General features: G+C 61.6%; 10 protein-coding genes. 3 read left to right on the top strand and 7 right to left on the bottom strand.

From position 1 onward, the window contains the following. Positions 1-306 precede the first annotated feature (306 nt). On the top strand, positions 307-1,683 hold the full coding sequence (gene thrC, locus D6Z24_RS15440; protein WP_129127502.1) for a threonine synthase: 1,377 nt from the start codon (positions 307-309) through the stop codon (positions 1,681-1,683). Between the two features lie 67 nt (positions 1,684-1,750). Continuing rightward, on the top strand, positions 1,751-2,446 hold the full coding sequence (locus tag D6Z24_RS15435) for an HAD-IA family hydrolase (protein ID WP_129127501.1): 696 nt from the start codon (positions 1,751-1,753) through the stop codon (positions 2,444-2,446). Between the two features lie 3 nt (positions 2,447-2,449). Here D6Z24_RS15435 and D6Z24_RS15430 read toward each other — a convergent pair whose 3' ends face one another. Beyond that, complete coding sequence (locus D6Z24_RS15430; protein WP_246014688.1) at positions 2,450-2,830, bottom strand: helix-turn-helix domain-containing protein; 381 nt, start codon at positions 2,828-2,830, stop codon at positions 2,450-2,452. 290 nt (positions 2,831-3,120) lie between these two features. On the opposite strand from D6Z24_RS15430, the gene D6Z24_RS15425 reads away from it, so the two are divergent. Next, positions 3,121-4,887 carry a M3 family oligoendopeptidase gene (locus tag D6Z24_RS15425; protein WP_129127500.1) on the top strand — a complete coding sequence of 589 codons (1,767 nt, stop codon included), beginning with the start codon at positions 3,121-3,123 and terminating at the stop codon, positions 4,885-4,887. A gap of 161 nt (positions 4,888-5,048) precedes the next feature. Here D6Z24_RS15425 and acnB read toward each other — a convergent pair whose 3' ends face one another. The 6 genes from acnB to D6Z24_RS15395 all read right to left on the bottom strand — a co-directional run bounded on the left by acnB (position 5,049) and on the right by D6Z24_RS15395 (position 14,372). Next, the gene (gene acnB / locus D6Z24_RS15420) at positions 5,049-7,568 is read right to left on the bottom strand and encodes a bifunctional aconitate hydratase 2/2-methylisocitrate dehydratase (protein ID WP_129127499.1); all 2,520 of its coding nucleotides are present in this window, start codon (positions 7,566-7,568) and stop codon (positions 5,049-5,051) included. 220 nt (positions 7,569-7,788) lie between these two features. After that, the gene (gene fdhD, locus D6Z24_RS15415; RefSeq protein WP_129127498.1) at positions 7,789-8,541 is read right to left on the bottom strand and encodes a formate dehydrogenase accessory sulfurtransferase FdhD; all 753 of its coding nucleotides are present in this window, start codon (positions 8,539-8,541) and stop codon (positions 7,789-7,791) included. A gap of 89 nt (positions 8,542-8,630) precedes the next feature. Next, a complete protein-coding gene (gene gabD, locus D6Z24_RS15410; protein WP_129127497.1) occupies positions 8,631-10,088 on the bottom strand; it encodes an NADP-dependent succinate-semialdehyde dehydrogenase in 1,458 nt (485 codons plus the stop codon). Positions 10,089-10,271: 183 nt separating this feature from the next. Next, positions 10,272-11,636 carry a cohesin domain-containing protein gene (locus D6Z24_RS15405; RefSeq protein WP_129127496.1) on the bottom strand — a complete coding sequence of 455 codons (1,365 nt, stop codon included), beginning with the start codon at positions 11,634-11,636 and terminating at the stop codon, positions 10,272-10,274. A 171-nt stretch (positions 11,637-11,807) separates the two neighbouring features. Beyond that, complete coding sequence (locus tag D6Z24_RS15400) at positions 11,808-13,142, bottom strand: S41 family peptidase (protein WP_129127495.1); 1,335 nt, start codon at positions 13,140-13,142, stop codon at positions 11,808-11,810. Positions 13,143-13,178: 36 nt separating this feature from the next. Then, positions 13,179-14,372 carry a murein hydrolase activator EnvC family protein gene (locus D6Z24_RS15395; RefSeq protein ID WP_129127494.1) on the bottom strand — a complete coding sequence of 398 codons (1,194 nt, stop codon included), beginning with the start codon at positions 14,370-14,372 and terminating at the stop codon, positions 13,179-13,181.

The following is a 14,372-nucleotide window of genomic DNA, read 5'->3' as shown; positions in this document are numbered from 1 at the left end:
AGCGCTTTTTTCCCAGAGTGAGCTGTTTTTTCGGGCTTTCAGGCATGTTATCGGCCTCATCCAGCGCCACTTTTTCTTCTGCCGGAAGGACGGGGAACTTTAGCCGCCGCACGAGACATTGGGGAAATTCAAGAGACCGCCGTTTTTTCCTGTGTGCTCCCGGGCGCCGCGTGTAAGTCACGGCAGTCAAGGAGGACCTGCCCACAGTCAGCAACCCAGCAATCGCTTCACTTTTAGACCATTAGCTGCTATATATTGGCGTCGCCGAAAACGGCACAAAAACCTGTAAAAGGAAAGAGAACCGACATGAAATACATAAGCACCAGGGGAAACATCGCCCCGATCGGGTTCAAGGACGCAGTAATGATGGGGCTTGCCACCGACGGCGGCCTTATTCTGCCGGAGAGCATCCCGCAGCTCGACCGTGGCACCCTTGCCGCATGGTCCAAACTCCCCTACCGTGAGCTCGCTTTCAATATCATCTCCCTCTTCGCCACCGACATCCCGGGCGCCGACCTGAAAGCGCTCATCGACCGTTCCTACGGGACCTTCGAGCACCAGGAGACGACTCCCCTGGTGAAAAAGGACGGCGTCTACATCCTGGAGCTCTTCCACGGTCCCACCCTCGCCTTCAAGGACGTGGCGCTGCAGCTGCTCGGGAACCTCTTCGAGTACCTTTTGAAGGAGCGCGGCGAGAAGATGAACATCCTGGGCGCCACCTCCGGCGACACCGGGAGCGCCGCCATTGCGGGGGTGCGCGGCAAGGAGAACATCAACATCTTCATCCTGCACCCGCACCTGAAGACCTCTCCCATCCAGGCGCTGCAGATGACCAGCGTGCTCGACGCCAACGTGCACAACATCGCCGTAGAAGGGACCTTCGACGACTGCCAGAATATCGTGAAGACCCTGTTCAACGACCTCGAATTCAAGAAAGAGTACGCGCTCGGCGCGGTGAACTCGATCAACTGGGCCCGCGTGCTCGCCCAGGTGGTCTACTACTTCTACGCCTGGGGCAGGCTCCCCGAGCAGGGGGAAGTGGTGTTCTCCGTTCCGACCGGGAACTTCGGCGACATCTTCGCGGGCTACCTCGCGAAGCGGATGGGACTCCCGGTGGAGAAGCTCCTGCTCGCCACCAACGAGAACAACATCCTTTCGCGCTTCGTGCAAAGCGGCGACTACTCCCTGGGGAAGGTGGTGCAGACCGTCTCCCCTTCCATGGACATCCAGCTCGCATCCAACCTGGAGCGCTACCTCTATTACCTCTTCAACGAAAATCCGGAGCGCGTGAGAAGCGCCTTTGCCGAGCTGCAGCAGACCGGCAAGATCGTTTTCACCGCGGAAGAGGTGCAGCGCGTCAAGGAAGAATTCCTTAGCTGCACCGTGAACGAGTCGATGACCCTCGACACCATCGCCACCTTCAACAAGGAGACCGGCTACGTGCTCGACCCGCACACCGCGGTCGGGGTGCGCGCCGCCCTCGAGTGCGTGAAGGGGCATCCGGCCGTCGTCTGCCTTGCCACCGCGCACCCGGCGAAGTTCGGTGACGCCGTCGAGCGCGCCATCGGCGCCCCCGCCGAGCTGCCGCCCCAGCTCGCCGCCCTGCAAGGCAAGGAAACCCGCTGCGAGATCATGGCTGCGGACAAAGAGCTGGTGAAAGCCTTCGTTAAAGCCAAAGCTTAGTCTGACGTCTGACCTGTCCGACTGGTCAGACCGGTCGGACGGGTCAGATAACAAAAGAGACCCCCGAATGCCCCTCCCCCCCCTGCAAGTAGACTGGAACCTGATCGACACCGTCCACCTCGACATGGACGGCACCCTGCTGGACCGCCACTTCGACGACCACTTCTGGCTCGAGCACGTCCCGAGACGCTACGCCGAAAAAAACGGCATCGACGAGAGCGCGGCGAGGGAAAAGCTCTACCGCATGTTCCGCTCCCAGGAGAGGACCCTCAACTGGACCGACCTCGATTACTGGTCCGCGCAACTGGGCCTCGACATCCCGGTGCTGAAGGAAGAGGTGCACCACCTGATCGCGGTGCACCCGTTCGTGACCGAGTTTCTCCTTTTCCTGCGCCAGCACGGCAAGAAGGTCTACCTGGTCACCAACGCCCACGGCAAGACGCTGAACCTGAAACTGCGCCGGACCACGATCGGCGGCTACTTCGACGGCATCATCTCCGCCCACGACCTGGGACTGCCAAAGGAGGATCCGCTCTTCTGGGGGGAATTGCAGAGGAAGGTACCGTACGATCCTGAAAGAACCATGCTGGGAGAGGACAGCGAGACCAACCTGGGGACGGCGCGCCTCTTCGGCATCCGCTACCTGATTTATGTCGGTCGCTTCAGCTCGACGATGCAGCCGCTCCAGTCGAAAGACTTTCACACCATCCATTATTTCAGCGAACTGATCCCGCGCGACGGCGGCATGGCCGTACGTATCTGACCGTCAGCCGCGCGTCTTGATCCTGCATACCCCGTACTTCTTCACCAGATCGTAAAGGGCCGGACGGCTGACGCCCAGCATGTCCGCCGCCTTGCTCATGTTTCCCGCACAGGCGCGGATAGCGTCGTACACCATCCACCGCTCGACCCTGTCCCGCGCTTCACGAAGAGTGAGCGACGCGAAGGCCATGGCCCCCACGCTGCACCCGACATCGGCGCCGTGCCCCGCTTCCGTGCCCGCTGCCAACGCGTCATTGCGGCAGGAAAAAAGCCGCTGCAACACGATGCACTGGCCACCGCTTCCTGCCCCGAAACGGTCACAACCTGTCGCCGTCCCCGGTGCAGGTTGAAAAGCCGCATCCTGAACCACCTGACGCTTTTTCATGGCGTTCATCCTCGCACTAGCGGTTAACGAAAGAACCACTTGCAGGAGCGGCTTCCTGCCACCCCCACAGGAGAAGCGCTGTCAGCGGCTGACGTTTGAATATTATATTTTTTTAACAAGTGCTATTTCTATCGCGCCCCTTTTTGTTGTCAAGGCGCGGAAGTGCAGCAACGGCCGTTGATTTCTCCCGTGCACCATGGGGCGCCCTTTCTTGACACCGTGCCGACCATGCATTACTATCGGTTCCATTCTTTTGAAATCATTACGAAATCAGCTTTTCAGGAGGCCGCATGTCCGACAACCTCTGCTGGGATACCACCCCGCTTTACTCTTCCCCTTCAGCACCCGAGCTGAACCAGGCTTTCGAGGGGGCTGCCTCGCAGGTCGCAGCGTTCAGGGAGCGCTACCGCGGCAAGGTAGCCGAGCTATCCGCCGAGGGGCTCCTCGAAGCGCTCAAGAGCTACGAGAAGCTGCAGGAGGATCTGGCGGTGCCCCAACTCTACGCGCACCTGCTTTTCGCCGCCGACAGCGAGAGCGATCTGCACAAACGGCTCTCCCAGAAGTCCCAGGAGTTCGGAAACGCCATGGGGCGGGAGCTCCTCTTCTTCGATCTCGAGATCATCCAGATGGAGGAAGAGCCGTTTCAAAAGCTCGTCAAGGACAGCCTGCTCGATAACTACCGTCACTTCCTCGAGGTGCTGCGCAAGTTCAAGGCGCACACCCTTTCCGAGCGGGAGGAGAGTCTGCTTTCCCAAAAGAGCCTGACCGGGGTGCAGGCCTTCTGCCGTCTCTTCGACGAGGTCTCCGCCTCGCTGCGCTACACCCTCGAGATGGACGGGGAGACCAAAGAGGTGACCGGCGAGGAACTGCTCGCCCTTCTGCACCACCCGGACGCGGAGGTGCGCGAGCGCGCCTTCGGCACCTTCCTCAAAAAGCACGAGGAAAACGGCATCCTCTATTCCGCGGTGTTCAACAACGTGGCGCTGGACCATTCCCAGGAGATGGAGCTTAGGAACTACCGGCACCCGATGGAGCCGACCAACCTCGGCAACGAGATCCCCAACGAGGTGGTCGAAAGCCTCATGCAGGTCTCCGAGAAGAACTACCCGCTGGCGCAGGAGTACTTCCGCCTGAAGGCCCGGCTGCTCGGCATGCCGAAGCTGAAAAACACCGACGTCTACGCTCCCCTCACCGAGAGCGACCGCAAATACAGCTTCGAGGAAGCGCGCGCCATGACGGTTGAGGCGTACCGCGGCTTCTCCGAAGAGTTCGCCCAGTTAGCGGACTCCTTCTTCACCGGCAGGCGCGTGGACGTCATGCCCCGTCCCGGCAAGAGCGGCGGCGCCTTCTGCATGGGGATGACCCCGGAGCTCCCCCCTTACCTGCTTTTGAACTTCACCGGAAACCTGCGCGACGTGGCGACCATCGCCCACGAGGTCGGGCACGGCATCCACTACCTGCTCGCGCAGCGCCAAACCATGCTCAACTACCACCCGCCGCTGCCCCTTGCCGAGACCGCCTCGGTGTTCGGCGAGATGCTCCTCACCCGGCAGTTGCTTGAGCGCGAGACCGACGTCGAGGTGAAGAAGTCCCTTCTGTGCGCAAAGATCGAGGACATCATCGCCACCACCTTCAGGCAGAACGTCCTCACCAGGTTCGAGGAGCAGATGCACTTAAGGCGCAACGACGGTCTTCTCACCGCCAACGAACTCTGCGACCTCTGGTGGAGTGAGAACGCGAAGCTCTACGGCGACTCGGTCGAGATGATCGAGCCTTACCGGTACGGCTGGAGCTACATCTCCCACTTCATCCACGCACGTTTCTACTGCTACTCCTACACCTGCGCGGAACTGGTGGTGCTGTCGCTGTTCCAGCGCTACCTGAAGGAGCGCGAGAGCTTCGTGCCCGTCTACCGCGACATCCTGGCCGACGGCGGATCCAAGTCGCCCGGCGACACCCTTGCCCCCGCAGGCATCGTCTTCAGCGACCCCAGCTTCTGGCAGGGGGGCTACGACCTCCTGGGCGACCTGATCGCGGAGCTGAAGGCGCTGCTGTAGCGTCGCCCTCCGCCCTCCGCCCTCCGCCCTCCGCCCTCCGCCCACAGTCAGACCAGTCAGACGACAGGTGGGACGGCGAGGCCGTCGAACTGCCGCCACAGAAAAAAGAAAGGCCCGCCGGTTTCCCGGCGGGCCTTTTTGCTGCTTGTTGCCAGCTCTTTCTACATCTCGTCGAACTGGAGGTACTTGTACACGGTTGCCTTGTTCGGCTCGACCTTCTCCTTGTACACGGCCAGGTACTCGGCCGGGGTCGGGAGCTTGCCCATGTTCACGGTGACGGCACCGAGCTCTGCGGAGCCGAGGAACACCTTGGCGCCGTTGCCGATCCTGTCGTCGAAGTTACGGGTCGAGGTGGAGAACATGTTCACCCCGTCGGGTACGCGTGCCTGGTTACCCATGCAGAGCGAGCAGCCTGCGATCTCGACGCGTGCGCCCATGGCGCTGTAGACGGAGAAGTACGCCTCGTCCTTGAGCTTCGCCTGATCCATGCGGGTCGGCGGGCAGATCCAGGTACGGACGTTCGGGTTGAACTTCTGCCCCCTCCAGATCTCGCCTGCGGCGCGGAAGTGGCCGATGTTGGTCATGCAGGAACCGAGGAAGACGTCCTGGATCGGGGTACCGGCAACCTCGGAGAGGAGCTTCACGTCGTCCGGATCGTTCGGGCAGGCGAGGATCGGCTCGGTGATCTCGGCGAGGTCAATCTCGATGACAGCTGCGTACTCGGCGTTGGCATCAGCTTCGAGAAGCTTCGGAGCCTTCAGCCACTCGTTGACCGCGTCGATCCTGTTCTGCAGGGTCTGGGCGTCCTGGTAGCCGTCGGCGATCATCTGCTTCATGAGGGCCACGTTGGAGCGGAGATAGGTGGCTACCGACTCCTCGGAGAGCTTGATGCAGCCGGCGGCGGCGCTGCGCTCGGCGGCGGCGTCGGTCAGCTCGAAGGCCTGCTCGACGGAGAGCTCCGGAAGACCTTCCATCTCGAGGATGCGGCCGTTGAAAATGTTGACCTTGTTCTTCTTGGGCACGGTAAGGAGGCCCTGCTTGATGGCCCAGTACGGGATCGCGTTAACCGCGTCGCGCAGGGTGATGCCGGGGTTGAACTTGCCCTTGAAGCGTACGAGAACGGACTCGGGCATGTCGAGCGGCATGAAGCCCAGGGCGCCTGCGAAGGCGACCAGGCCGGAACCCGCCGGGAAGGAGATCCCGATCGGGAAACGGGTGTGGGAGTCGCCGCCGGTACCGACGGTGTCCGGAACGAGGAGACGGTTCAGCCAGGAGTGGATGACGCCGTCGCCCGGCTTCAGGGGCACGCCGCCGCGCTCGATGATGAACTGCGGCAGGGTCTTGTGCATCTTCACGTCGGCCGGTTTCGGGTAGGCCGCAGTGTGGCAGAAGGACTGCATGAACATCGGCGCCTGGAACTTGAGGCAGGCGAGCTCTTTCAGCTCGTCGGCGGTCATCGGGCCGGTGGTGTCCTGGGAACCGACGGTGGTCATCTTCGGCTCGCAAGCGGTCCCCGGGAGGACGCCTGCGACGCCGCAGGCCTGGCCGACCATCTTCTGGGCCAGCGAGTAGCCCTGGCCTGCCTTGGCAACCGGGTTGACCGGGAGGGTGAAGACGTCGGTCGGCGCCAGCCCGAGTGCCTTACGTGCGCGATCGGTGAGGGCGCGGCCGATGATCAGCGGGATACGGCCGCCGGCGCGGAATTCGTCGAACAGGGTGTTCGGGGCCACGGTGAAGGTGGAGAGAACCTCACCAGCTTCGGTGGTCACCTCGCCCTTCTTGGCGTTGATCACGATGACGTCGCCGGTCTTCATCTTGGTCACGTCGGTCTTGATCGGGAACGCGCCGGAGTCCTGCGCGGTGTTGAAGAAGATCGGGGCGATGACGCCGCCGATGATGATGCCGTCGCGACGCTTGTTCGGAACGGCCGGGATGTCCTGGCCGATGTGCCAGAGCACGCTGTTGCATGCGGACTTACGGGAGGAACCGGTACCCACGACGTCGCCCACGAAGGCGACCTGGAACCCTTCCGCCCTGAACTTGGCGATGGTGGCGTTGCCGTCGGGGAAGCGGGTCTTGCCCATGGCGAGGGCGTGCAGCGGGATGTCCGGACGGCTCCATGCGTCGCCTGCGGGGGAGAAGTCGTCGGTGTTGATCTCGCCGTCGACCTTGTAGACCTTCACCTTCACGGTTTCCGGCAGGCCCGGCTTGGAGGTGAACCACTCGGCGTTGGCCCAGGACTCGAGAACCTTCTTGGCGCCGGCGTTGCTCTTGGAGAGCTCGAGGACGTCGTCGAAAGCGTCGTACACGAGGGTGGTGCCGCAAAGGGCCTTCACGGCCTCATCGGCAACTTCGGCGTCCTTCAGCGCTGCGACCAGCGGGGCCACGTTGTAGCCGCCCAGCATGGTGCCCAGAATCTGAACCGCGTCCTTCTTGGAGACCAGCGGGGACTTCTTGGCGCCGGTGAGGATGGCGGCGAGGAAGCCGGCCTTCACTTCGGCTGCCGGGTCGACGCCCGGGGAGACCCTTTCCTTCAGGAGGTGGAGCAGGAACTCCTCCTTGCCTGCCGGGGGTGCTTCCAACAGTTTGCAAAGTTCCGCGGTCTGCTCAGGGTCGAGCGGTTTCGCAGGAATCCCGAGTGCTTTTCTTTCTGCCTCTTGCTTCAGGTACGCTTCGATCATGATTCCTCCTCCAGATAATGTGCAGCTATTTACGGAAGTTATGATAACTCTTCTTTCAGCTGGTACTTCATTTGAACGGATACTGTATACAATTTTTACCCTGCTTTGTCAATTGTTGAAAGTGCCTGTAAGATGGCGCAGATCCGTGTAAAAAGAGCTGTTACTATGGCGTTTTATCTGGAATCAGCGGAGGTGTTCGGCGGTACGCGGAACGGAAGTATTAAGAAAATAAAATATATTCGGAATGGGTATATGCGGTGAGTTTGGCGCCGCGCAGGTAGCCGATGAGCGTTATGCCGCTTTCATCGCAGATACGGATCGCCATATCGGTGGGCGAGGTTCTGGATGCGACGACCGCGATGCCGAGCTGCGCCGCCTTCGCGGCCATCTCTGTCGAGACGCGGCCTGAGGTGGCGAGGATGGTGCCTGACAGGGAAATCCCTTTGAGCAGGGCCTCCCCTGCCAGGCGGTCGATGGTGTTGTGCCTGCCGAGGTCTTCGGCGTGCAGAAGGAGCCGTCCCTCGACGTCCCCGATGGCTGCGGAGTGGAGGCCCCCATGGCTTTTGTACCGGTCCGAGGTCCGGGCCAGCTGCCTCATCAGCTCAAAGAGGGCACCGACCGCGATACCGGCGCGCGGTGCGGCAGGGGGCGTGCCTTGCGGCAGGGAAAAAGTGACGCCGGTGCCGCACCCAGAGGTGAGCACCGGCTTCAGTTCATGGGGGAGTTCCCCCTTGATGCGGACGTTGGCGATGCCGTAGTCGTTGCAGACGCTAAGGACCAAAAAGTCATCGGCCGAGGCGACGAATCCCTGGAGCCTTAGAAATCCGGCCACCAGAAAGCGCAGGTCGTGCGGCGAAGCGACCAGGGTGACCAGTTCCCGGTCGTTCACCCTGAGGACCAGGGGAAACTCCCGCACGACGTCGATATCGCCGCGCAGCACCTTACCCTCGTTGTATTGGAGCACCTCGGTCATGGTTTACCTTTTTGCCTGCGTCGGACGGGCACCCCCCCGACCTTCACCCTACGGTGGAGGAGGGATGTGGAGGTTTCAGCGCGGCCCCCCTACCTGATCCCGCCGATGCAGAGATACTTGACCTCGAGGAAGTCCTCGATGCCGTACTTGGATCCTTCGCGACCGACGCCGGACTCCTTCACCCCGCCAAAGGGAGCCACGGCGGTGGAGATGAGGCCCGTATTGATGCCGACGATGCCGTACTCGACCGCCTCCGCCACCCGCCACACCCGCGCGATGTCACGGCTGTAGAAGTAAGCGGCGAGGCCGAATTCGGTGTCGTTGGCAAGACGGATCGCCTCCTCCTCGGTCTGGAACCGGAAAAGCGGGGCCACCGGCCCGAAGGTCTCTTCCCGCGCGACCAGCATATCCGGCGAGACGTCGGCGAGGACGGTCGGTTCAAAGAAGGAGCCGCCAAGGGCATGCCGTTTGCCGCCGGTCAACACGCGCGCCCCCTTGGCGAGGGCGTCGCCGATATGCTCCTCCACCTTCTCCACCGCGGCCATGTCGATGAGGGGCCCCTGCTGGGTTTCTCCCTTCAGACCGTCCCCCACCTTCATCGCGGCAACCGCGCTGGCCAGCTTCTCGGCGAACCGGTCGTAGATGCCGTCCTGCACAAGGAAGCGGTTGGTGCAGACACAGGTCTGGCCGGTGTTGCGGTATTTGGAGATCAGCGCGCCTTCCACAGCGGCATCGAGATCGGCGTCGTCGAAGACGATGAAAGGGGCGTTGCCGCCCAGTTCCATGGAGACCTTTTTCACCGTCCCCGCGCACTCGGCCATCAGCTTCTTGCCGATCTCGGTCGACCCGGTGAAGGTGAGTTTCCTGACCAGCGGGTTCGCGGTCATCTCGCCGCCGATCCCCGCCGCCGAACCGGTGACGACGGAGAAGACACCGTCCGGCACGCCCGCACGCCGTGCCAGTTCGGCTAGAGCCAGGGCCGAGTAAGGTGTCGCCGTCGCAGGCTTCACGACCATGGTGCAGCCGGCGGCAAGCGCAGGCCCGGCTTTGCGGGTGATCATGGCGGAAGGGAAGTTCCAAGGGGTGATGGCGGCGCAGACCCCGATCGGCTCCTTGAGGACGACGATACGCTTGTCGCTTTGGTGCGACGGGATGACGTCGCCGTAAATCCTTTTTCCCTCCTCGGAAAACCACTCGAGGAAGGAGGCGGCGTAGACCGTCTCGCCGCGCGCCTCGGCAAGCGGCTTGCCCTGCTCGGCGGTCATCAGTACCGCCAGATCCTCCTGATGCTCCAGCATCAGCTCGGACCAGCGCCTTATGATGACGGAGCGCTCCTGAGCCGTCTTCGCGCGCCACGCGGGGAGTGCGGCTTGCGCCGCTTCTATGGCGCGGCGTGTCTCGGCCGCTCCCATCTTCGGTATGGTGCCGAGCTTCTCTCCCGTTGCCGGGTTGGTTACATCGATGGTCTCACCGCTGTCGGCCGCACTCCAGGCACCGTTGATGAAGCAGAGTTGCTGAAAAAGACTGCCGTCTTTTAGGTTCAACATCTGTTCCTCCCATGTGTGAAATGATCGCAGCAGTTTTTTGTATACAACATCGATGACGGTGCGGCAACTGAAAAGCCCCTCTGCACAGGCTGCTTGCCTCCCGCTAACGTCGGATGCCCTCCGGCCATTGGGCCGGAGGGCATCCATGTCAGTGCTTAAACAGAAAAACTGTTGCTTGTGCTTCTATTTGACCTGATCTGTCTGCACCAGGTAGTTCGCCGTGTAGATGTAATCGTCGACGTAGTCTCGTTTGCCGTCCTTGTTCAAGTCGAAGTGCGGTGCAGAGTCGGTGCCGCGGTCGGCGAGGAAGCGCTGGAAGTCTGCTTCCGTGACCTTTTTCTGGCCTTTCTTGGCAAGCCGCACCGCAGGGGCCACCACCAGCGGGAATTCCTGTCTCTGGCCGTTGTAGAGCACCGCAACGCTTGCGCTCAACGCGTCGCGGTCCGGGCGGGCCTGGATCTCCCACCCCTTCTCGATGCGGCCGTAGGAAACGTAGCTGCAGTCGGCGAAACTGAACCTGGGGGTCGCATCACCCACGTTGAGATAAACATGCAACGTGACCGTCGCCTTGCCGTCCGCCAGCACTACCGCCGGGACCTGGATGTACTGCGCTTGAGGTGCCGGAGCGAAGAGCACCGTCAGGTTGGCCGGGGTGCGTTCCCCTTTGAAGTCCCTGAATTTGTCCAGCACGCTTTCTATCTTGACCGGCTCGGCGACCTGGGCCGGCTTCCCGTTTGCGGTCGATGCCCCACCCCGCTCGTCTGAAGGCCTCGATTGGTTATTCCCCTGCTCGAGCTGAGGTTCAACGTCGTCCGGCTGCACCTTCTTGGTCCGTACCCGCCTCTGCGACTCCTGCCCGGAGGAATAATCTTCTCCGGAGGTGGTTTGCCCCGTCGTGGTCTCCTGGCCTGCCGTCTCCTGCCCCGGCATGGTGAGCGTACCGCCGACGTATCCGCCTGATTTGGGCGTGCTCACGCCCGAGCCGGACGTTTCTCCGGTGGTCCCTGTCCCTGTCCCTGTCCCTGTCCCTGTCCCTGTCCCTGTCCCTCCGCTATTGCCGGAGCTCGCTCCGGTCTGGCCGTCGCCGCTTGCGCTGTCGGACGTCGAAGGCGGTGGGGGATTGGTGACGATGGGGGAGGCCATGGCGACCTTCTTCCCCGCGGCATCGATGAGGCTGGCGGTAAGCAGGGTGATGCTCCCGGGAGAACTCCCGGTACGATCGAAGGCGATGGTGGCGATTACACCACTGCCGCTCAGTTCCTTGGTACCGACGATGGCCATGCGGATGGTCGGTGTCCCCGGGTTCGCCGCACTCATCATCCCGGAAACGAGGCTTCCCATGGTAACCCTAGGGTTGCTGAGTGTCGCGGCGTCGAAACTTACCGTCACGTCGAGACCGGCGACGCCGGACATCTGTGCGCCGTAGAGCACGAAGACACCGTCAGCCGCAGGCGATGAGATGGAGAGGATCGGCAAGGCCAGAGCCGGAACGGAAAGGAGGGTGAGCGATAGAAAAAGAAGCACACGCGAGAGAGTCTGTATCATCATGGCTGACCTCGACTGCTTTGGGTGACTGCCGCACCCGGGTTACTCTACGCAGCACGGAGCCGGGTGTCAAGAAAACGGCTGAGCCGGCTGCACCGCCCTGCGGTGGCAAAAAAAAAGAAGGGGCGGCGCCATGCTACCCCTTCTTTTTTGTGGTTAAAGATGTTCCTTATCCTAGGAAGGGAGTTTTCCCATGGTTTTGAGGATCTCCCAACCCTTCAAGAGGTCGAGGGCACGCAGCACCTGGGAGTCGCTCTTGATCATCTCGTCGGTCTTGTAGGGGGCGGGCTTCGCCGTCTTCTCGTCCTGGTCATCCTTCTTGTCGCTCTCGAAGTGGTTCTCGAGGTCCTTCTCGCGGATATGCATCCCCTCGCGCTTCTCGCCGGTGGAGGCGATCTCGACGCGCTCGGCGACGATGTCCGGGGTGATCCCCTTGGCCTGGATGGAGCGGCCGCTCGGGGTGTAGTAGCGCGCGGTGGTGAGTCTCAAGCCCGAGTTGTCGGAGAGCGGGATGATGGTCTGCACGCTACCCTTGCCGAAGCTCTGGGTCCCCATGATGACGGCACGCTTGTGGTCCTGGAGGCACCCCGCCACGATCTCGGAGGCGCTCGCCGAACCGCTGTTGATCAGCACCACGATCGGGTACTCGCCCTGCTTGTGGCTCTTTCTGGAGGTGAAGCGCATCTGGGAATCCTTCTCGCGCCCCTCGGTGTAGACGATGAGCTTTCCTTCCGGCACGAAGTGCTCGCAGACGCGGACCGCCTGGTCCAGGAGCCCGCCGGGGTCGTTTCTCAGATCGAGCACGAGACCCTTCAGCACCTTCTTGTCGGCCTGCAACGCCTGCAGCGCCTTCTCGAGGTCGTCGTCGGTCTTCTCCTGGAACTGGGAGATCCTGACGTAGCCGTAACCGTCGTCGAGCACCTTGTACTTCACGCTCTTCACCTGGATGATGTCGCGCTCGAGGACGAACTCCTTCGTTTTGTCGAACCCTTCACGCATGATGGTGAGGGTTACCTTGGTCCCCTTGACGCCGCGCATCCTTTTCACCGCGTCGGTTATCGTCAGGTCCTTGGTGTACTTGTCGTCGATCTTGAGGATCTGGTCGCCTGCCTTGATCCCGGCCCTGAAGGCGGGGGTGTCCTCGATCGGGGAGATGACGGTGAGGATGCCTTCCTTCACCGTGATCTCGATCCCCAGACCGCCGAAGGCGCCCTTGGTGTCGATCTTCATCTCCTTGTACGTCTCGGGAGGCATGAAGGAACTGTGCGGGTCGAGCGAACTCAGCATGCCGTTGATGGCACCGTAGACGAGCTTCTTGGTGTCTACCTCCTCGACGTAGCTCTTCTTCACGATGGCGAGGACGTCGGTAAACAGCTCGATGGACTGGTAGTCGTTTCCGCCCCCTTGGGCGGCACATCTGCGCTGTACGCCGAACGCGATGACCAGCGTCAGCAGTGCAACGGTAGTGACAAACAGGGTTGTTTTCTTGAATTTGCTGCCCTTGAACATTTTGCCTCCCTGAGTTTTTCTCTTGCGATACCCTGCTTATCTGAACCAGGGGGACGGGTCAACCGGTTTCCCCTGGTAGCGGATCTCGAAATAAAGCATGGGTCCCTTCGTCGAATCGACATCACCCACGCTCGCAAGTACCTCGTTTCTCGTGACCCTGGCGCCGACTCTCTTCGCGATGGATGAGGCGTGTGCGTAGAGACTGAAGAAGCCGTCTCCATGATCGACGATGATCATATTACCATAGCCTTTGAAATAGTTCGCGAAAATCACCTCGCCGTCGTCGATGGCATGAATGGCACTGCCGGCTGAGGCCTGAATGGAAATTCCGTTACTGACCGTGAATGAGTCAAAGTCGGGATGCTTGTGCCTGCCGAAGCGTTCCACGATGTTGCCTCGTACCGGCAATGAGAGTTTCCCCTTTTGCGCCCCGAGACCGCGACCCGGGACGGGCGTTGCCTTCGCGGTCACCCCGGGCTGGCTCTCGCTCCCTTTGGAACGACCTTTGGCACTATACGCTTTTCTACTTTTGGCTTCAAGCTTCCGGATCATGCTTTGCAGGCGCGCCGCATTGGCCTGCAGCTCCTTCAGCGATGCGAGATACCCCTGCTTGTCCTGCCGCACCTTGACGAGGTAGGTCGCCTTGCGGCTCTTCTCCTGCTCGATCTCGCGCTTTTTCGCTTCCATCGAACGGCGGATCCCTTCCTTGCGCGCCGCATCCTGCTCCAGTTGCTCTTTAAGTTTGTTCAGCCGCTGTACGTTGTCGTTGTACTGCTGGAAGAGCTTCTTGTCGTTTTCGAGGATGCTCCGCATGTAGCGCAGGTTTTCGCTCATCTGCGGAAAGGATTCCGAGGAGAAGAAGACACGCAGGTTCCCGGTGTCCCCCCCCTTGTAGAGGGCTGCCACACGGCGGTTGATCTGGGCCTTCTTGCGCTCCGCCTCCTGACGCTCGCGCTCGATGTCGAGAAGGGTGCGGTCCACCCCCTTCTCGACCACGGCGAGGTCGCGCCCGAGCGCCACGAGGCTCGACTGCTTCTCGGCGAGCGACTTCTGGATCTGCACCAGCTCACCCGAGACCTTGGTCTCCACCTTCTGGGTCTTCGTGATGAGGCGGTTCTTCTCCTTGATCTGCTTCTTTATGTCCTGCAGGTCCTCCTTCGCGCCGGCGTAACTCAAGAGCGGCAGAGCGAGAACCAGCACGAGCAGGTTTATGGCGGTTAACTGGCGCAT

The organism is Geomonas oryzae (assembly GCF_004117875.1).
GTDB lineage: Bacteria > Desulfobacterota > Desulfuromonadia > Geobacterales > Geobacteraceae > Geomonas > Geomonas oryzae.
The sequence above is the reverse complement of the archived record's forward strand: the minus strand, read 5'-3'. Positions and strand labels throughout refer to the sequence as shown.

What these genes read in the sequence shown, in the direction of transcription:
- D6Z24_RS15395 (WP_129127494.1), bottom strand. Translation starts at nt 14,372, where the DNA reads ATGCGCCAGTTAACCGCCATAAACCTGCTCGTGCTGGTTCTCGCTCTG.
- gabD (WP_129127497.1), bottom strand. Translation starts at nt 10,088, where the DNA reads ATGTTGAACCTAAAAGACGGCAGTCTTTTTCAGCAACTCTGCTTCATC.
- fdhD (WP_129127498.1), bottom strand. Translation starts at nt 8,541, where the DNA reads ATGACCGAGGTGCTCCAATACAACGAGGGTAAGGTGCTGCGCGGCGAT.
- thrC (WP_129127502.1), top strand. Translation starts at nt 307, where the DNA reads ATGAAATACATAAGCACCAGGGGAAACATCGCCCCGATCGGGTTCAAG.
- D6Z24_RS15405 (WP_129127496.1), bottom strand. Translation starts at nt 11,636, where the DNA reads ATGATGATACAGACTCTCTCGCGTGTGCTTCTTTTTCTATCGCTCACC.
- D6Z24_RS15425 (WP_129127500.1), top strand. Translation starts at nt 3,121, where the DNA reads ATGTCCGACAACCTCTGCTGGGATACCACCCCGCTTTACTCTTCCCCT.
- D6Z24_RS15430 (WP_246014688.1), bottom strand. Translation starts at nt 2,830, where the DNA reads ATGAAAAAGCGTCAGGTGGTTCAGGATGCGGCTTTTCAACCTGCACCG.
- acnB (WP_129127499.1), bottom strand. Translation starts at nt 7,568, where the DNA reads ATGATCGAAGCGTACCTGAAGCAAGAGGCAGAAAGAAAAGCACTCGGG.
- D6Z24_RS15435 (WP_129127501.1), top strand. Translation starts at nt 1,751, where the DNA reads ATGCCCCTCCCCCCCCTGCAAGTAGACTGGAACCTGATCGACACCGTC.
- D6Z24_RS15400 (WP_129127495.1), bottom strand. Translation starts at nt 13,142, where the DNA reads ATGTTCAAGGGCAGCAAATTCAAGAAAACAACCCTGTTTGTCACTACC.